The organism is Aquiflexum lacus (genome assembly GCF_015476655.1).
Classification (GTDB): Bacteria; Bacteroidota; Bacteroidia; order Cytophagales; family Cyclobacteriaceae; genus Aquiflexum; species Aquiflexum lacus.
The window spans coordinates 229422-249089 of record NZ_JABFHF010000004.1; the positions used below are offsets into that span (position 1 = coordinate 229422).

The 19668-nt window shown below is 39.4% G+C and carries 13 protein-coding genes; 8 read left to right on the forward strand and 5 right to left on the reverse strand.

Translation table 11 applies throughout. The features are described 5' to 3' along the window. Nucleotides 1–36 precede the first annotated feature (36 nt). From HMJ38_RS05905 to HMJ38_RS25635, 5 genes are all read right to left on the reverse strand, one after another. Nucleotides 37–1743, reverse strand: a complete 1707-nt coding sequence (locus tag HMJ38_RS05905) for a GMC oxidoreductase (RefSeq protein WP_194973446.1) — start codon at nucleotides 1741–1743, stop codon at nucleotides 37–39. Further along, nucleotides 1736–2290: a gluconate 2-dehydrogenase subunit 3 family protein gene (locus tag HMJ38_RS05910; RefSeq protein WP_194973447.1), complete on the reverse strand. Its 555-nt coding sequence runs from the start codon at nucleotides 2288–2290 to the stop codon at nucleotides 1736–1738. Before HMJ38_RS05910 ends, HMJ38_RS05905 begins: the two co-directional genes overlap by 8 nt. 494 nt (nucleotides 2291–2784) lie before the next feature. After that, entirely contained in the window at nucleotides 2785–3156 is a 372-nt protein-coding gene (locus HMJ38_RS05915) for a GxxExxY protein (protein ID WP_194973448.1), read from the reverse strand. Between the two features lie 457 nt (nucleotides 3157–3613). Next, nucleotides 3614–4552 (reverse strand): discoidin domain-containing protein, encoded by a 939-nt coding sequence (locus tag HMJ38_RS25630; RefSeq protein WP_317174495.1) that lies wholly within the window; start codon nucleotides 4550–4552, stop codon nucleotides 3614–3616. 111 nt (nucleotides 4553–4663) lie between these two features. Continuing rightward, nucleotides 4664–5671 (reverse strand): alpha-L-fucosidase, encoded by a 1008-nt coding sequence (locus HMJ38_RS25635; protein ID WP_317174496.1) that lies wholly within the window; start codon nucleotides 5669–5671, stop codon nucleotides 4664–4666. A 154-nt stretch (nucleotides 5672–5825) separates the two neighbouring features. On the opposite strand from HMJ38_RS25635, the gene HMJ38_RS05925 reads away from it, so the two are divergent. The 8 genes from HMJ38_RS05925 (at nucleotide 5826) to HMJ38_RS05955 (ending at nucleotide 19649) form a co-directional block, all read left to right on the forward strand. Then, complete coding sequence (locus HMJ38_RS05925) at nucleotides 5826–7022, forward strand: serine hydrolase domain-containing protein (RefSeq protein ID WP_194973449.1); 1197 nt, start codon at nucleotides 5826–5828, stop codon at nucleotides 7020–7022. A 102-nt stretch (nucleotides 7023–7124) separates the two neighbouring features. Then, nucleotides 7125–7283, forward strand: a complete 159-nt coding sequence (locus tag HMJ38_RS25285) for a hypothetical protein (RefSeq protein WP_228779908.1) — start codon at nucleotides 7125–7127, stop codon at nucleotides 7281–7283. A 118-nt stretch (nucleotides 7284–7401) separates the two neighbouring features. Further along, nucleotides 7402–7959, forward strand: coding sequence for an RNA polymerase sigma factor (locus HMJ38_RS05930; RefSeq protein ID WP_194973450.1), 558 nt, complete (start codon nucleotides 7402–7404; stop codon nucleotides 7957–7959). A 10-nt stretch (nucleotides 7960–7969) separates the two neighbouring features. Continuing rightward, nucleotides 7970–8740 carry a tetratricopeptide repeat protein gene (locus HMJ38_RS05935; RefSeq protein ID WP_194973451.1) on the forward strand — a complete coding sequence of 257 codons (771 nt, stop codon included), beginning with the start codon at nucleotides 7970–7972 and terminating at the stop codon, nucleotides 8738–8740. Between the two features lie 35 nt (nucleotides 8741–8775). Further along, on the forward strand, nucleotides 8776–11931 hold the full coding sequence (locus HMJ38_RS05940; protein WP_194973452.1) for a CHAT domain-containing protein: 3156 nt from the start codon (nucleotides 8776–8778) through the stop codon (nucleotides 11929–11931). Nucleotides 11932–12001: 70 nt separating this feature from the next. Beyond that, nucleotides 12002–14572, forward strand: coding sequence for a hypothetical protein (locus HMJ38_RS05945; protein ID WP_194973453.1), 2571 nt, complete (start codon nucleotides 12002–12004; stop codon nucleotides 14570–14572). A 265-nt stretch (nucleotides 14573–14837) separates the two neighbouring features. Continuing rightward, on the forward strand, nucleotides 14838–17333 hold the full coding sequence (locus tag HMJ38_RS05950; RefSeq protein ID WP_194973454.1) for a hypothetical protein: 2496 nt from the start codon (nucleotides 14838–14840) through the stop codon (nucleotides 17331–17333). A 111-nt stretch (nucleotides 17334–17444) separates the two neighbouring features. Further along, a complete protein-coding gene (locus HMJ38_RS05955; RefSeq protein WP_194973455.1) occupies nucleotides 17445–19649 on the forward strand; it encodes a hypothetical protein in 2205 nt (734 codons plus the stop codon). Nucleotides 19650–19668: the final 19 nt, after the last annotated feature.

The following is a 19668-nucleotide window of genomic DNA, read 5'->3' on the forward strand; positions in this document are numbered from 1 at the left end:
CCACCCAAATTTCCTTTGAGTGGGGCTAAGAAAGTATTATTTCAAACCCGTCATCGCATGATGCGCTGCCCTTGCCGCAAAAGCCATATAGGTTAAAGATGGGTTTTGGGTAGCGGTGGAGGTCATGGATGCCCCGTCAGTCACATATACATTGGATACCGAATGCAGTTGGTGGTTGGCATTGAGTAGGGAGGTTTTTGGGTCTTTGCCCATTCTGACACCGCCCATTTCGTGGATATCCAAGCCAGGGGCACGCTTGTCATCACGGAGTCTTATATTGGTGAATCCGGCTTTTTCAAACATCTCAGTCATCTGTTCCTGATAATCTTTGATCATTTTCTCGTCATTGTCATCATAATCCACATTGACTTTCAAAAGCGGAATCCCCCAAGCATCTTTTTGGTTGGGGTCCAAAGCCACATAGTTGCTTTCTTTGGGTATGGTCTCTCCCATCATGTGGGAACCCACATGCCAAGGCCCATATTTATCAGGATTTAACAAGCTCTCCTTTAATTCCATTCCAATACTGTTTTGGTCGGAATAAGTACCACGACTTGCACTGAAGCCGGCAGCATAACCTCTCAAGAAATCAGTCTCCTGCTTGTGGAGATTTCGGAACCTTGGAAAATATCCTGAGGTAGGTCTGCCTCCTTGGGTAGTATATTCCAAATGTCCTTCATATTGGGCTGATACACCTGCTCTATAATTATGGAAAGCCACAAATTTGCCCAAAAGTCCATTGTCATTCCCCAACCCATTTGGAAAACGGTTAGAGGTAGAATTGAGTAATATCAAATTGGTATTGAGTGCCGCGGCATTGACAAAGATTACATCAGCATAGTATTCTTCCAACTCTTTGGTATGGGCATCTACAATCCTTACTCCCGTGGCTTTGCCTTTTTCTTCATCATAGATGATAGAATGAACTACGGCATCTGTCCGCATTGTCATATTCCCTGTTCTTTCCGCCCAAGGAATTGTGGAAGAGTTCGCAGAAAAATAACCTCCAAAAGGACAGCCTCTTTGACAAAGGTTTCTGCTCTGGCATTTTGCCCTGCCTTGTTTGGCATAATAATCCAAGTTACCCGTAATGTGTGCACAGCGGGCCAAAATCATATGCCTATCGTTGCCATAGTGCTTTTTGAGTTGATCGGCAAAATACTGTTCCACCACATTCAATGGAAAGCCGGGCAAAAATTCACCATCAGGCAAATTTGGAAGCCCATCTTTGTTACCGGAAACCCCTACAAATTTCTCCACATGACTATACCAAGGTTCAATGTCCTTGTATCTGATGGGCCAATCCACTGCAAAGCCATCCCTTGAAGGCCCTTCAAAATCAAGGTCGGATATTCTTTGAACCTGTCTCGCCCAAAGCAGGGATTTTCCTCCTACCTGATAACCACGGATCCAATCAAATGGCTTTTCCTGCACATAGGGATGTTCTTTGTCCTTCACAAAAAAGTGCTGGGCATCTTCCTTGAATGCATAGCATCGGCTTACCACAGGATTTTCTTCCTGAACTGCCTGAGGAATCTGTCCCCTATGTTCAAATTCATAGGGAAGCATATTGGTAGTGGGATAATCCTTGATGTGCTTGACATCGCGGCCTCTTTCAATGACCAGGGTTTTTACGCCATGTTCACAGAGTTCTTTTGCAGCCCAACTTCCACTCATTCCCGAACCGATTACAATGGCCTGAAATGTTCTTTCTTTTGTTGCGTCTATATTGAAATTAGCCATTGATTCTTTCAGGTTTAAGTTCGGCAATCAGGACATCTCCCTTGTATTCTCCAGGAATAAGGGAATAGGGTTTTACTTCGGTCTGCATATATTCCGATACCATAAAACCTTGAATGGTAAAGCGTTTGGTAGTCCTCAGGAAATTCTTTATGACTTGTTGGCTTTCATCCTCAGTGGATAATCCTTCCAAAACCAAAGTTTCTCTTTGCTCTTGGGACAATTTCTCAAATTTGTCTCTTGTAGATTTTTTGCTAAAATCATCAAAACCTTTTAGTCCAGACATAAAAATTTGTTGGGCTTCTTTTTCCATACAGTCATTGACCATGACCAGGATAAAATCCTGCACTTCAATATCCGCGGCACCTTTTAGATTACCTGCAGGGATAATGGTATCTGCAATTTCAGCCAAAAGCTGTTTTAGGGTAGGGGTGATTTCAAGGTTTTGGTAAGCGCCGAGTATATCTTCTTTAGAGAAATCGCAGGAAGGCACCAGCACCAAACCTCCTGTCAGGAGTGCCAGACTCCGGAGGGCATCTCTTCTTTTCATATTGAGGTCATTTGGATGAAATGTTAATCAGGGGAATAAGGTAAAAGTATATCATCATTTTTCATAACAAAAATTTAGGGATGGTTTTTATTTGACTTGGCTTTTTCAGTTTAACCACAGATTTCACGGATTGGGAACTTAAGATTGGATGAAGTTTTAGTTATTTAATCAGTAACATAAATGGAATCTAATTTCGGAATCAACCACTCGATCACATGCTTTGACAGAAAAAATCAGCGTTATTCCCTGAAATCCGTGTTTGGATTCTTTAACCACAGATAACGCTGATTTTCATAGATGGGCATTAAGAATGGAATTGCCTATAACGAGGTATTATCAATAACTTAACTGGAATTAAATTATGGAATCAACAATCCGATTTTATCCATTTATGGAATAAAAAATCAGCGTAAATCCGTAAAATCTGTGGTTATGATACTTTAACCACAGATAACGCTGATTTTCACAGATGGGGATACCAATCAAATCTTAAATTAAAATCCATTGACTACTCTTTTGATTTCTACCGAGGGACTACCGAAATTTATCAACAATCCCAGCTTAAAATTACAGGCTTTCAAATAATGGAGAATTTGAGCCAAATGGATATCATCCAATTTTTTGACAGCTTTTAACTCCACAAGAACTCTATTTTCAACAACAATATCTGCAAAATAGGAACCTACAATTTGATCTTCGTAATAAACCTCCAAAGGATATTGTTGATATACAATTAATCCGCTCTTTTTTAATTCATATGCCAAAGCATTTTCATAAACTTTTTCCAAAAAGCCATCCCCTAAGGAATTAGAAACCCTGAATGATTTACCTATGATTTCTTTGGTGATTTTATTTATCTCTTCCATCAGAAGTCAAAATAGCGAACAATAAACAACTATCTTCATTTTATCCGTTTAAGATAGAATTCCCAGTAGTTTATTTTTTTCTACCCGCAGATAGACTCTGATTTGCAAAGATTAATACTTAAAATTTCTTTTGGTTGCTGATAAGGCTTTCATAAAAATATTTTGCTTTTACAATTGTTTCACCCATTCATCAGTATACTGAACCAATAAAATCTGTGCATATCCGCGAAATCCGTGGTTAGTAATTAAACCACTGATGGGCACTGATTTTCACAGATTTGTATTTGAAATTTCTATTGTTTGCTGATAAGGCTCTTGTAAAAATATTATGCGTTTTACAGTTGATTCACCCATTCATCAGTATACTGAACCAATAAAACCTGTGCATATCCGCGAAATCCGTGGTTAGTAATTAAACCACGGATGATCACTGATCTTCACAGATAATGATAATCTATTAGTCAATGGATATAACCCCAACCTCTCCAAAAGCTGCCGATTGATTATCGGAAGTTTGAAGGGATTTTAGTTTTATGAATTGGGCATTTACAGGAGTTCGTAATGGGATACTTTGTTCAATGGGATTATTGCGGATATTTGAAAAATCGCCAATTTCTTGTTCCGTCCAATTTTTCCCGTCGGTACTTGTATGAAACGAATATTTGGAAATCACCCCGCTCATATATCTGTTTTGTGGAGGAAGGTAGTTAAAGCCTTTAATGGTAAGTACTTCTCCCAAGTCTACGACTATCTCATTATCGGTACTTTTCCAAAAAGTAGAAGAATCTTCATCGATGGCTTTTTCGGCATTGGGATCATTGTGGACAACTTTCCATTTGGCTTTGGCAATGTTTAATGAAACCTCCAACATCTCGCTTTTGGTGGAATTGGAAGGATCAAAACTGATGGCCTTCAGTAGAGTTGGTTCCAAAATCTCAAATGGAGATGCATACTTTTGACTGTTTTCATTTGGCTCAGATCCATCCAAAGTATAGTAAATATCCATATTGCTTTCAGGGATGCTTAGTTCCACCAATCCCGATTTGCTTCGGTTGAGAATCGGTTCTATCAACAGTTTTGGAGCATTGTAAACTCCCAAACTGAATAGGGTGGGGCTGGCTTTTGCATCTGTGATGCTAAACTTGATTTCATCAGTTTCCACATCAGCAAAACGCAATATTCTTTTCACACCAACAGTAGTTCCTTCTGCGATTAACTCCCAACCGTTACCTGTTTTGGCTTCCAAAGTAAATACCTTGATCCTTTGACCAAGTGGATAGTATTCCTGAGCCATAAAACGGTTGATTTTTGTAACTTCAGGCAATTTGATCAGTATCTCATTATGAATGATTCCATCTTCTGCAGCCCAATATGTCTCTTTATTTCCATCAGCCACATGATAAATCCTAAAGTTTATCCCTCTTGAGTTGCTGGCATTGAGTTCGGCATTTTTAATGAGGTTATCCGCAAAATCCTCTTGAATTTTTTCGGATAATTTGATGATCTGTTAAGCATCTTTTTCATGGATCAATCCTCTTCTGTCCACAGGGAAATTGATCAGCAAAGCACTATTTTGACCTATGCTTTTGTAATAGATATCCAAAAGCTGTGGCAAAGTTTTGACTTTATGGTCTTCATAGGCATGGTAGTACCAACCCGGTCTGATGGAAACATCTGCCTCAGCCGGTACCCAATGGGTTCCATTTTCCTGACCTGTGGCATACAGATCAGAATATTCTGGCATGCCTGCATAGACCGAATCCCGAAGCAAATTGGACCAGGTAGTTTCATAAGCAAATCCATGTTCATTCCCCACCCACCTGACATCCGGTCCTGCATCTCCGAAAATGACCGCATTAGGTTGTAATTCTCTGACCAAAGCAAAGGTGTTTTCCCAATCGTAATAGGATTTTTTATCCACCCTGCGGGTTTCATTGGCTCCGCCATAATAGCCATCGCCTCCATTGGCACCGTCAAACCAGACTTCAAAAATATCCCCATAATTGGTCAGCAGTTCTGTGAGTTGATTTCTCATATAGGTTATATATTCAGGCTTACCATAATCAGCATGATTTCGGTCCCAAGGGGAATAGTAGATTCCGAATTTCAAATCAAATTCTGAACAAGCTTCGGCCAATTCTTTGATCAAATCCCCTTCCCCATCTCTCCAAGGAGAATTTTTTACCGAATGCTCCGTATAAGCTGAAGGCCAAAGACAAAAGCCATCGTGATGCTTGGCAGTGATGATGATCCCTTTCATCCCGGCGTCCTTGACCACTTTGGCCCATTGTCGGGTATCCAATTCGGTGGGATTGAATTGTACGGGACTTTCATCTCCCATGCCCCATTCCATATCCGAAAAGGTATTCATATTGAAATGGACAAAACCGTAATATTCCAGTTCATGCCAAGCAAGCTGTCTTTCGGAGGGGATAGGGTGAACAGGTTCCGGAGGTTTTACTTCATTAATTTCGCAAGCAAGAAGCATAAAAAGAGGGAGGAGGTATTTTTTCATAGTCAGGTTTGGTAAGCAAAAATCCATATCAATAATTTTCTTCTTTATCCATTGATTTCGGCTTTGAAAAGTAAAAATAAAATATTTCCCAAATACATGATGACAATTTGAAATCATATCGATGATCGGATGTATACCTTAATTTCTAAACCACATGAAATCATTATTTAAACCTTTCACCATCCTGTTGACCATAAGTTTATTTGTTTGGTCTTGTTCAGATGACATTGATCCCACTCCCGGACCACAGCTACCCACAACGCAGGAGGATATTGCTGTCATTGATAATCAAATCACGCAATTTATCGAAAAATGGGAATACCCCGGTGCCACATTGGCCATTAGCAAAAATGGTAAACTCGTTTATTCAAAAGCTTATGGATTAGCTGATGTGGAAGCCAACCAATCCATGACAACAGATCACCGGATGAGAATTGCCAGTATATCCAAAACATTTACAGGAGTAGCTATTCTCCGATTGGTCCAAGAGGGCAAATTGGATTTGGACGACAAGGTTTTTGGTGATGGGGGAATCTTGGCAAATGATTTTGGTACTAAGGCATACAGCGAAAGGGTAAAAAATGTGACCATCAGACATCTCTTGCATATGACAACAGGAGGATGGGTTCTGTCAAATGATAGGGATGCAATAGACAGCAGTCCCAATTTAAACAATAAGCAGTTTTTTGACTGGATGCTGGACAATGCTCTCCTAAAATATGCTCCGGGAACTCAATATTGGTATGTCAATACAAATTATTTTGTAGCTGCAAGAGTGGTAGAAAAAATAAGTGGGAAGTCATTTTTCCAGTTTATGAAGGATGATTTTTTGAATCCACTTGGAATTAATTCTGCTATAATGGCGAAAAGAAACCTAGCAGAAAGACATCCTAACGAGGTCAAATATTACGGCATAGGGAATATCAAAGGGTATGAATATGGATTCAATATTGAAAGACGGGATGGTGATGGGGGAATGGTTATTTCAGCCAAAGATCTGTTAAAATTTATATTGGCAATCAACAATAGACCTGGACGGCAACAGATTTTGGAAGGTCCCATTTATGAGGAGTTTATAAAAGGTTCAGGTCCGAGTCCGCTCAATAACACCTTCGGTCTTGGCATAGTCCGAAGCCAAAATGGTATCAGTTTCAGTGGGGCACTTCCTGGAACACGTACAGTATTCCAAACAAACAATAACACAGGGCTTGCGGCTGTGCTCTTGTTCAATGGCTGTGTGGATTATACCAATGGCACGCTTTGGAATAATTTTAACCAAGAATTTTTTGCCCTTGCCAATGCATTGGTTTCCCAAAACACCAATGTATATCAGGACATTGATCAGTTTTAGACCTTAAGGGTGAATTTTTTTCAAAAGTAAATGGCCAAAGATATTTGGTCATTTTTTTTGATGACATTTTAATGATGTATCCGATGTCTGGTTGTAAATCAGTTGGATAAAAGGGGTGACGATTTATTCTTCGTCGTATTGATTGGTTCACCCTATGCGGGCCTAGGGGTTTCGGAAGGAGTGATGTACCAAACCTTCCAAACCCAACTGCAAAATGCAAAAATCAACTATAAAGAAATAGAGGTGACCATACTTGATTAATGAATGATCTCAGTAATCAAATAACCAATAGTCTAAACTAGCTAAAAAATCATTATTTAAAACAACATAAATTTGGGATAAAAAACATTTAATTGTATATTTCTGTAATTTTCATCCCATGCAGCAATATACTTTTAGAAAACTCACCCAAATTGAAATTCTTGAAGGAATCAAAAACAATGATGCTGATATTCTTCAAGGTGTCTATCAGGATCAATATCCTAAGGTAGAAAAATATGTCCTTTCCAATAATGGAACTCATCATGAAGCAAAGGATATATTTCAGGAGGCCTTTGTGGCAGTTTGGAAAAACATAAAGAATGATCGGTTTAAGCCGGAAAACGGAACTGCGCTAAACGGGTATTTATACCAAATAGCAAAAAACAAATGGCTTGATCATCTCAGGTCACCAAAGTATAAAAAGACTGTGTCTCTCGAAAATTTCTATGAAAAAGAGGAAGAAGTCAATGACGAAAAGGAAATTCAATTAAAAAAGATTGAAGTTTCTTTTACTAAACTTGGAGAAAACTGCAAGGAATTACTGACCCGGTTTTATTACAAAAAAGAAAGTATGTCAATGATCGCTAAAGCATTTGATTGGACCGAGGCAACTGCCCGAAATAACAAATACAGGTGTATTCAGCGACTAAAAGAAATGCTCATTAATAAAGAATAAAGAACCCAAATTGGAAAATAATTATCATATATCGCAAGAAGAATTTGAAAAATTCGAAAGATACATCCTGGGAAGTATGGAGGGCAAGGAGAAGACTGCTTTTGAACAATCGATCGCTTCAGACAAAGTACTTACCCAAAAGATGGAAGACATGAAAGTCATTTTGGAAGGGGTAGAAGAAGCAGCCTTCAGAAACAATCTGGATCAAATACATCAAGAATTGGAGATGGAAACAACAACATCAAATGAAACTAATAAACCTGCTGATAAAAAAGAAGTTATTAATTTATTCCCTTTGAAACCTCTATCCATCGCTGCTTCATTGCTCTTGACGGTTGGATTTTTTGCTTGGTTGTTACTTTTCAGGCCTGACCCAAATGAAAGGCTTTTCATGGCATACTACCAAGCAGACCCTGGATTGGTGACGGCCATGAGTTCAGCATCCAATTATGAATTTGACAGGGCTATGGTGGATTATAAATCAGCAAAATATCAAGATGCAATTACCCGTTGGGAGAAATTAATTCAAGACAAACCAGAAAACGACACCTTACAGTTTTTCCTTGGCGCTTCTCATTTGGCCCTCAAAAAAGCTGATCCTGCCATCTTCTATTTCGATGCTGTGGCTACCAATGAAAATTCAAACTTTCAAAATGACGCAATATGGTATTTGGCCTTGGCTTATGTCCTGGAGGGAAAAGAAGACCTAGCGGTAGAAGTTCTGCGGCAAAGCCAAGATCCCCAAGCTATTGATTTGTTGAAAGAACTAACGGAAAAGTGAAAAAGACAGCTTTAATCGGTTTAATATGGTTTTTTTTGCCCATACTTCTACTTGGGCAAACAGTCGATGAGCGATTGGCCCAAGTCCAAAAAGCAATCAACGAGGACAAATTGGACAGTGCGATTATTTTCTTTGATACACATACAAACTTTTATATTAAAAATGCTGATTATTTGAACCTCAGCTATTTTGTCCCCCTTGCAGGATTTATTGGTAACAAGCAAAAGGACATGCAATATGGAATGGACCGAGTCCAATATTGGTTGAATTTCCTAAGTGGAAAAACTCAGGATCCAAGAGTATTGAGACAAGCTCACTTGGAATCACATCGGTATTTTATGTTTGCCGGAAAAATTCAAATGGCCTATGACGCCAATCAAAGAGCCTTGGACTTCACGAATAAAATCCCCGACCATACTCCTTCCGAATGGGCGATCATAGAACGCAATCTCGGTGTCCTTGCTACCCAATTGAATGATTTTGCACTTGCCCGCGCTCATACCCTCAAAGCCTTGGAGGGATTTAATCTTGATCCTAACACCAGTTCCGAAAGCCGCTTTAATATCCTCAATGATTTGGGAGTCTCTTACTGGTATGCCTCTATGTGGGATTCTGCGGAATACTATTGGAAAGAGGGTATAGCCTATTTGGATCAAATGGAAGATAGTCCCACCAACCGATTGTATCGAAGGTCAATGATTGAGGGAAACCTTGCGGCAGTCTATGATGTAAAAGGCAAGCTTGATGAAAGTGTGAAAATGGTCAAGTCATCCATCGCAAACAGCAAAGCCTTTGCCGATCAAGCCATAGATGATCCCAAGCGGGATAGGGCCATGCTATCCATTTTTTACAGTTCGATGAACTTGGGAATTACCTATAAGAGTATGGGAAACTATCTCCAAGCACTTCAGATCCATGAACATACGCTCAGGGAGAAAGAAAAGTATTTCCCAGCAGGACATCCAGAAATCACAGAAAGCCTTATCATGGTAGGTCAGGTTCATAGTTATTTAATGAATTATGGAGAAGCAAAAAAATACCTTAATCGGGCCATTGATGATCTCAATGCAACGGAAGAAAAATTCCCTTTACGATTGGCAGATATTTATTACACACTTGCCTTGGTCGCAGAAGGTGAAAATGAAATTGATGCTGCAAAAGCAAGTTATCATACAGCTTTGAAGTACTTTCAACAGACCAATCATGAATCCTTGGATTTTGTTTACTTGGGATTTTTGGGCCATGCTGCTGATTTTTTCTCCCTGCACGGAGAACCTGGGATTGCCCAACAATTGTCAAAAATGGGCTATGAATACACCAAAAAAACCAATGGTATCCAATCACTGCCAGGCTTTCATCAGGTAATCAACAAAAGCCGTGTCTCCTACAATTTGGGAAGTTTTGCTTCAGCCAGAACAGAGGCGGAAGAGGGAATGGATATTCTTACCAATCTTTTGGAGTCTGTCACCAATCTTACCGATTCAGTGAGAATAGAATATGAAAAACCCATGGCATATTTGCTCAAGTGGAAGTCGGACTACAAAATGACAAAAGAGCGATCCATTTCTTACCTTGAATCAATGTTAAACGAACTGAGGCAGGGTATTAAACTTTTAGAAAAACGAAAGGCAATGCTTTCCGACAGCGAAGATTTGGGGGTTTTGCTTTCCCAAAATCAGGAGATTATCGATTTTGTAAAACAGATCGAGCTAGAATTATATGAAAAAACCGGGGAAGAAAAATATTTGGACCAATTGATTGCAACTCACGAATCCAGCGTTTATGCAAAAATTCGTGCCCAACTAAACCAGCAAAGACAGGTAAAATTCAGTGGGGTACCAGAATCCATCATAGAAGAAGAGTCCACGATCAGGGACGAATTGGGATATATCCTCTCTGAAGGAGGGGATATGGAGGAATTCATGGCAGTTTCCTCCAAATGGGAGAATCATTTGAAAATGCTCAAATCAGATTACCCTGCCTATTACCAATCCAGGTACGGGGACATTCATGAAGGAGACTTGGTGTTTCCAAAGGAAAAGCAAATTGTCCGATATCTTTTTGTAGGAGAGGATCTCAAAGCCATTGTGATCAATAATGGTAAAAAGCAACTTTATTCATTGAATTTCAATCCCGAATTGGTCAAAAAACTACCTTCCCTTTGGCATGACCAAACAGCCTTAGGTGCCGTTACTTACCAACTTTATCAGCAGCTTTGGCAACCATTTGGCGGTAAATTGATTGAATCAAGTGTATTGATCATTCCTGATGGCATGCTGTTCAATTTAAGCTTCGACCTGTTGACCCACAGGGAAATCAAAACCTATGAAGAATTCCTTTTGTATAGCTTGCTTGTCAAACATGATATTTCTTACCAGTATAGCATGTGGTTGGGTTTTACCAAAAATTCGAAAGACATCCGTGGCAACTATATTGCTTTTACTCCTGGTTTCTTGGACAAGATGAAAGAAGATTACCTCAAATCGGTACACGATTCTTTAAGTTTGGACAAAGCCTACCTTTCTCTCTTGCCACAACCATTTAGCATAAATCTGGCCAAAAAAGCAGCAAAAACATTAGGAGGTGACATTTTTGCATTGGAAGAATCCACGGCTAAAACCTTCCGTGAAAAAGCGGCCAAAAACAAAATCATCCATATCGGTACCCATGCGGAATCCAATAATTTAAGCCCGATATTTTCAAAACTTATTTTTGCCAAAAATGGTGATCCCTTGGAAGAAGACAATGCCCTATATGCCTACGAAATTTATAATACCGACATGGAGTCAAACCTTACCTTGCTTACTGCTTGTGAAACAGGAAAACCAATCTATCAACCCGGAGAAGGAATGGTTTCCCTTTCTCATGCTTTCCAATATGCCGGTTCAGAAAGTCTATTGACCAGTCTTTGGAAGGTAGATGAAAAATCCAGTATGGAAATCACGGATTACTTTTTGGAGTTTTTGGCCGAAGGATTGGCCAAGGATAAGGCATTGAAAGAAGCCAAACTTAAATATCTTTCCACTGCCAAAGGACGTACCCTTTCTCCCCAGTATTGGGCAGGATTGATATTGCTTGGAGATGTGGAGCCTATTCAGGACTTGGGGGGAAATAAAAATTGGATTTACTGGGCTTTTGGTTTACTTCTTTTACTTACTTTTTTAGCCCTATTAGTAAAATACCGAAGCTAATTTCTGTTTTTTTTTGATGACATTTTTTTATGGGTTCGATGTGTAAGTATTGCACCTAACCTTTATCATCATGAAAATAAAATCCACACTCCTTTTGCTGCTTGTATTTTTTCTTGCAGTCAATTCCTGTAAAGAGATTGAAGAACCAGATATTCCTCCGGTTACAGAAGACCCTGTAGATGACCCTGATACTCCTGGATCAGAAACACTGCCCACATCACCTATCAACATCACTTTTCCTGAGGGAACTTCCGTCAACCTGGATGATTCCAAAGTTCTTTCCGGATTATTTGAATTCGAGGTAAATTCCTCCGGCACATCCAAATCCTACACACCTTCTGATGAATATGTAATGGCATACCTTCTGGACAAAGAGGGCAAAGCCATGCTGATGGGTTTTCTTGGTAAAGGCAGAACTGAAATTTCCGTCAAATCAACAGCGGAAGCATTGATCTATTTTGGGGCAGGTCTTTTTACCCTTCCGGAAGAAATGAAGGACAAATATTTTCGGGAAGCTGCTTCCATTCCTGAAATAGAGGAATTGATCGGTCAAATGGAAACCACCATCAAACAAAACCCCCTTGCTTTACAACAGGGGTTATTGAACGAATCCTGGAAATCAGCTCTGGAAAAAATTTACGAAGATGGTGAAATAGTAGATATCCGTGCCAGGGTAATCAATGTTGATGCTTCTGTCAAAAGTGGAATTCAGGTTTTCGAACATGATATTCAGAATATCAAAGTAAGAAACAACTACAAAAGAAGGACCCATGCATTTCTTTACAAACAATCTTTTAAAGACAGGGAAAAAAAGGAAACTGTTTTGATTAAAAATTCGGAATTCAATGGTGGTCTTAAAGCTCAGACTGAATTACCTGTGGCCGCAGTGTCCAGTTTGGATGGTGTGTTGGGCAGCGCAAGGAATGTGGTCATGTTGAATGGAGGTAAGTATTTTGAATTGATTTCTGATCCCATGCCCACCCCTTTGGAAACCAATGAAATCCAGGCTGTTTATACTGTCAGGGTAGTAGGTCCAGGCGGTACACCTTCTGCTTTTTCCATGACTGATGCAGAGGAAGAAAAGGTCTATAAGCTTACACTTGAATATACTTTATTAGATATAATCTTACCAGGAATTGCCCAAGCCATTGGTATTGTAAACGAAATTAAAGAATCTGAATTGAAGGAACTTTATAGTTTTGTGGAAGCCAGGGCGAAAAATATTCCCAAGCTTTATGAATTTTCAAAAAATGGAGACCCTATTGCTTTTGCCAAAGAGCTCCTCAGTTTGATTCAGGAAGATTTAATGGACAAAGGGTTTGAAAAGATCCTAGTCGAAATTGCAAAAAAAGGATATGAGAGTAAAGCAGGTGTCAAACTGGGTAATAATGCCGATATAACGGCTGAGTTTGAAAGTAAGGTTAAAAAGGCAGCAAAATTATTAAAGATTGCAGATTTGATGGTCTTTGCGATTAATTCCGGTATAATTCTTAATGATGTCAGGAAATCGACTCAGATGGAATCCTTCAAAGTAGAAGTCAACGACATCCCTTTTAAACTTGAACCAAAAGATGCGGCTGTTTCTGTCAATGAGCAAAAGGAACTCACAATCACAAAATTAGGCCAATTACCTAACAATCAAACCTATTGGATAAAATGGTGGACAACAGGGAAATACGGCGTCATGAGAGACAAAGAAGGAAGGGCAGGTAAGGAAATCGAGACCAATTTCACCAAGATGTTTTACAGGGCAATATCCAATCCTTCACAGATAGATGAAGAAGCTCAAGATAAGGTATATGCTGAAGTTTTTATCAAGGAAGGTGAAAAATTGACATCCATTGGTCTAGATTCAATTACTGTAAAGGTAAAGCCTATAAAGCTTGAAATTAAACCAAATGGAGTAACATTATCTCCAATAAATGGGGGAACCAGTGAAATAAAGCTTTATGTAGAGACTGCGGGTCCGGCAAAAAAACTCGAAAATAACGAGGAGTATGAATACCGTTATGAGTGGGGCACAAAGGGAGATTACGGATTGTTTGACGGATATAGTGTTACCGAAAATACAAATGAAAACGTGGTGCGGTATGTGGCATTGGATGAGGAGGTAGAAAAAGCAGAAGAGGAAATATTTGTCAGGGTCTATAGGCTGGAAAAGGGGACAACAGAGGAAAAATTTTATGGAGAAGCTACCGGTAAGGTCAAAATAGAAAATGATGAAAACTGGAAAATTTTCCATGAACCGTTAGAGGTTATTAAAGCCTATAATTTGCTAGCTGAAAATTCTGCCGTCCTTATCTTGGCAATTATTTTTGAGGAGGAGGAGGAGGATTTGGAGTATTTTGTTCGATTTTATGGATTTGCGCGAACTGCTGTGCCTTCCATTGAGGGTGTTAGCTATTCTTGGAAAGCCGATCAAGATCCACCTAAATCTGCTGATTTGAAATGGTATTTTGCGGAAACTAAGTTCCGTGGTGAACATCTATTTGCGGAACGAATTCCCGATGGGAAAATTGCTTTGAAAGTTCCGCTTAACGGTGGATTGGTCAGTGGTACGTGGATTGATTACTTGGAAGAAACATTCCATAGTTTTAAAGGACATGCTGAAGTAAGAATAAGGAAAAAACCGAAAGATTAGAGACTTATTGTTCAAATGGGAAGATTGGAAAGATAGATTTGATTTTAGATGAAATCACTTCTCAATCCAACCTTCCCAATTGTTCAGTTTTTATATATTGAAAACTGCGAATCAAAAGATTTTTAAATATCTGGGCTTCTGAAGTTGATAGAATTATAATTATTGAAAGGAATGATTCAAAAACCCAGAGAAAAATTCTCCGGTTTTTTTGATGACATTTTTTTATGGGTTCGATGTGTAAGTATTGCAACTAACCTTTATCATCATGAAAATAAAATCCACACTCCTTTTGCTGCTTGTATTTTTTCTTGCCGTGGGTTCTTGTAAGGAAACTGAAGAACCTGATTTGCCACTGCTTACAGACGACCCAGTTCTACAGGATCCAGCCAAAGACATCCCTACGATTGATCTGAAAGTAATACTTCCAAACGGGGTAAATGTGGACTTGAGCAAAGCAACTTTGTTAACTGGTTTTATCAGCTATCCAGTTTCAAACAACGGCGATACCAAAGCCAAAATCAATTCCGGTACCACACGAATCACCCACTTACTGGATGAACAAGGAGATGTGGTAATGATGGGATTTGTCAATGCCCAGAATAAGGAAATATCTCTTGAAAGCACCGCTCAAGTGGTAGCCTATTATAGTTCGGGTGTAGTCTACGGGCTGGAGGATTTAGATGTCAGGTTTTTTAAGGATTTTGAAAGTCTGCCGGGGTTTGATAATTTGAAACAGGCAATATTTTCCGGCATGAAAGGCAATCCAAAGTTTTTGGCAAGTCCAGGGCTGCGGTCTTCTATTGAGATATTTTTGGATGAATTGAATGTAGAGGGTGATTTGGTTGATATCAGAGCGAGACAAATCAATGTCGACCCAACTGGATTTAAAAGTGGTATACAGATTTTTGAAGAGAATTTCCAAAACATCCAAATCACCAACAGGTTCAGAAGGAGAACCCACGCATTTATTTATAAAACATCCTTCAAAAATAAAGAAGGGATAGAGACCGTGCTAATCCCCAGAGTAGGGGGATCGGACAAGGCAGAAAAGGATTTACTTCTTACACCAACGCTGGGAATCCAGAGTTTTGTGGGTGTGCTTTCCGATTGGGCCAGTGGTAATGGCATGGCCTTCGCCGCCACTACCACAGAATCAATCCCCATACCCTTGGGTCCTTCTGAATCAGAAGCTACCTACAAAGTGAGAATAGTGGGTCCGGGCTTGTTGGATTACCCAAACATGATGATGACGGATGATGAACTCGCAAAATGGAACAGGCTGATGATAGAAACCTTTACCTTAGATTATTTGGTTCCTGTAATTTCCAAATTATTAGGTCATAATAAGTCTGCCATGTCTCAAAGCTTTGGAAAATTTATCACGATCATTGAAGGCATTATCTCAGTGGAACCTGTATTAAAAGACCTGATTGAAAAAGGTGAATTTCAAATAGCATTAAAAGGATTTTTGAATGTGTTGTTTACAAAAAAATCAGGGGAATGGGACAAAATGGTCACTGCGATGATGGAAGGTGTAGCAAACTTTAATACCGCAACCGATCCTAACTATTTCAAGGAAACTACAGAACAGATTACAGAAAAAACTGAAAGTTTGCTTAAAGTGATGAAAGTGGTGGATAATTTTATGTTTGCGGCAGATATTTCCCGTTCCGCTGGCCAAATCGCCCTATCCAACTCACTTGAAGAGTTTACAGCCAAAGCCCTCGAACATGACATCATCTTAAGCCCCAAGGAAGCTTCCGTCACTAATTTTGCTGCTGAGGAACTGACTGTCCATACAAAAACCGAACTTGGAGACGGACAGGCATTTTTATACAAATGGTCCACTTCTGGCAAGTATGGCCATCTAAGGGATAACCTTGGAAATAAGGGAACTGAGATTGAAAACGGCCAAAAGACCATTTCCTATAAAGCAGAGACCTCGGTGGCCAATTTGCCGGACAATGCCATAGAAATTATAACTGTAACCGCTTATGTCAAGCAGGGACAAAACCTCACAAAAATTGGAGAAGCTCAGGCATCCATAGCCGTCAAGCCTGCCCGTCTGGAAGTTAAACCGAATAATGTTACTTTAATGGGTGAACAAAAAATCAAGCTTTATATCGAGTGGGCAAACGGAGATCCGTTTTATATTACCGATGATCCTTTCGATTACAAGTTTGAATGGAGCACACCGGCAGTTTACGGAAATTTTGAGGGCGGGGTAAACACAGTGACCACAACGGTACCTTATATCACTTATCAGGCATTGGATAGGGAAGTAGAAAAAGCCAGTGAAACGATTTCGGTACAGGCTTACATCAAGTCAAAGGATTCTGATCGATGGATACGCTATGATGATATTACAGGAAACGTTAACATTGAAAATGATGAAAACATTAAAATTCTACATGTTATGCTTCATGCAGTTTCATTACCAAATCCCTGTGACGGTTGTTTTACAAATTGGCTTCAAGCCACTTTTCCTAAGGAAGACAACCATGAATCCTATACGGTGAGATTTTATGGCTTCAAAAAACAGGCTATTCCAAGTGTGGAAGGAAAGACATATTCTTGGAAGGCTGATCAAGAAGTCCCTAGATCTATCGACTTTAGTAGACATACAAATATTCCTGAAAATCGAATTGGTGTCTGGATTTTAAATAACTCAGGTGGCAAAGGGCATAATCCAAATTTACTTAATAAACTAAGGGAATTTGGCGGAATGGTGGAAGTGAAAATCAAACTGAAACCGGAGTAAGTTGTATTTATTGGAAAGAATAAATCAAAAACCCAGAGAAAAATTCTCTGGGTTTTTGATGATATTTTGAAATTCTTTCGATGTCAAGGTATAATCCTAACCTTTGTTATCATGAGAATAAAATCCACATTACTTTTCCTGCTTGTGTTTTTCCTTGCTGTAGCTGCCTGCAAGGAAACCGAAACTCCTATAGATGATCCTGTCGATAAAGGTCCTGATGTCGTTGATTTTCCAACTGCAACGCTTTTAATTCAAATTCCTGAGGGTTCGAATTTTGATTTAGAAGGGAGTTCAATTCTATCCTATGGTCTCACTTCTCCTGTGGAAAAAGATGGTAAATCAAACGTGGCCATAAATAACGGTCTTTCAAGTCCTGCTTTTCTTTTTGACAAGGATGAAAACCTTATTCTGGCAGGTTTTATTTCCAATCAGAAAATGAAAATATCAACCGAAACAACCGCAGAATATCTTTTATACCTAGGGCTTGGTATTCCTTTTTATGAAAGGGAACTTACGGATTTATTCTTGGAACAAAGTCACCAGATCCCTGGCTTCAATGAGTGGAAGAACGAAGTTCATAACCTGTTTTTAAGTGACCCCATGATGCTTGAAAATGGTAGTTTTAATAATGGTCTGAAGGCTAAAGTCAGCAAAATCATTGAAGAAGGCAGAGAAAAGCATGATGGAAGAATAATCCCTGAGGGAAGGTTAAAGGAAGATGAAGGAGTCGCCGCCGATGTCCTGGTGAGTGGGGAGAAAAGGAGCGGGCTACAGTTTGAACAGACAGGCCTCAACCAATTTGATATTACCCATTACTCCAGAAGAAGAGTCCATGCTTTTCTTTACAAGTATGATTATTTAGATCAAAGTGGCAATAAACATAATCTGATTCCTGTTTTCGGAGAAAATACCAAAGCGGATTTGGAACTCAGCATTCCACAGGTGAAGGGTGTCAGAGACCTGACAGGAACTATTGTGGATTACTTGATAGGCAATATTTCAGAAACCGCTTCCATCAAATCGGAAACCGTCCGGTTACCAATGGATAAAAATGAACAGGAAATAAATTATTTAATCAATGTCATTGGACCAGGCACTCCAATAGCTCAGGGAGACAGAGCACTCACTTCCTTAGAAAAAAGCAAACTGACCAGACTTCAAATGGAAACTCTGGTATTGGATTTTATCCTACCAATTATCGGTGATGCCATTAGTGTCGGTGGTATGGTAAACGAATCCTCTCACTCTGTACTCACCGATCCACTTACCTGGGAAGAGTTGATAAGCATGGTTTTGTTCCATGTAGATAAAATGCCAGGCATAAAAGGGAAGCTGGACAAGGGAGATTTTAAAGGTGCATTGGGTGATTACCTTACAGAATTATTATCAGAGAGTGGTAAAATACTCTTTAATGACCTTGCACAAATAGCAACAAAGACAATTCATCGGGCAGCGGGACAAAGATTTAAAGTTCCTGATTTTAAACAGCTTGAGAATAAAACAGGACGTTTTCTAAAAATACTGGCAGTGACGGATTTGGTATTGAAAGGGACAGACTATGTAAGGATTGCCTATGACATTCTCAATTCAAAAAATGGAGAAGAGTGGGAGCTTAAGCTCAAAGAAATAAAATTTAACCTTGTCCCTGATAATTTTTCCATTTCACCGGTGAATGACAAAAAAATTACTGCACACATTGTATCCACAATTGCTGCTGACCAAGTAATAGAATATGAGTGGAAGACTACCGGAAAGTATGGTTATCTCTGGGATGAGAGAGGCCACAAGGGAAAGGAGTTCAGCAGTTCATTCAAAGAAGCCTATTATCTCTGCAATGCTTTTAAGAGTGATCTGAATTCCAGCGGTAATATTGACACTGTTAGTGTGACCGCCTACCTGAAAAAAGGACAATCCCGAAGCAAAATAGGAAGTTCGATTGTCATCGTTAATGTAACCAAAGATAAAGTTTTTACAGTGCCATTCACTAGAAATTGCCCTATTAAAGAAAGAATGAGTGCGGGTAAAATGCTTTATACCGTAGAAAACGCATATGACGAGGCGAAATTCCCCGAAGAAGAAAATGCCGCAACTTACACCGCCCGAACAATTAGAAAAGACGGGAGCTTTACGGCCCCGTTTCGATTAACCAACATCTCAAACGGTATGGTAACTTTTAGATCTTTAGATGGTACGGGGTTATTTGGTATGGAATCTTATGATAGGTCTAAGGTTGAAAAGGAGGCGGAAAGAAGGCTTAAGATTCTCGAAGACAGGGGGAATCAAGGCATAGAAGTGACCGTTACTTTTAAGGACTAGGAATTTAATGTGGCTCAAA

Bases quoted from the DNA above. Each gene is read 5' to 3' on its own strand.
- HMJ38_RS05905 (WP_194973446.1), bottom strand. From the start codon at position 1,743: ATGGCTAATTTCAATATAGACGCAACAAAAGAAAGAACATTTCAGGCC.
- HMJ38_RS05910 (WP_194973447.1), bottom strand. From the start codon at position 2,290: ATGAAAAGAAGAGATGCCCTCCGGAGTCTGGCACTCCTGACAGGAGGT.
- HMJ38_RS05915 (WP_194973448.1), bottom strand. From the start codon at position 3,156: ATGGAAGAGATAAATAAAATCACCAAAGAAATCATAGGTAAATCATTC.
- HMJ38_RS25635 (WP_317174496.1), bottom strand. From the start codon at position 5,671: ATGAAAAAATACCTCCTCCCTCTTTTTATGCTTCTTGCTTGCGAAATT.
- HMJ38_RS05925 (WP_194973449.1), top strand. From the start codon at position 5,826: ATGAAATCATTATTTAAACCTTTCACCATCCTGTTGACCATAAGTTTA.
- HMJ38_RS05930 (WP_194973450.1), top strand. From the start codon at position 7,402: ATGCAGCAATATACTTTTAGAAAACTCACCCAAATTGAAATTCTTGAA.
- HMJ38_RS05945 (WP_194973453.1), top strand. From the start codon at position 12,002: ATGAAAATAAAATCCACACTCCTTTTGCTGCTTGTATTTTTTCTTGCA.
- HMJ38_RS05950 (WP_194973454.1), top strand. From the start codon at position 14,838: ATGAAAATAAAATCCACACTCCTTTTGCTGCTTGTATTTTTTCTTGCC.
- HMJ38_RS05955 (WP_194973455.1), top strand. From the start codon at position 17,445: ATGAGAATAAAATCCACATTACTTTTCCTGCTTGTGTTTTTCCTTGCT.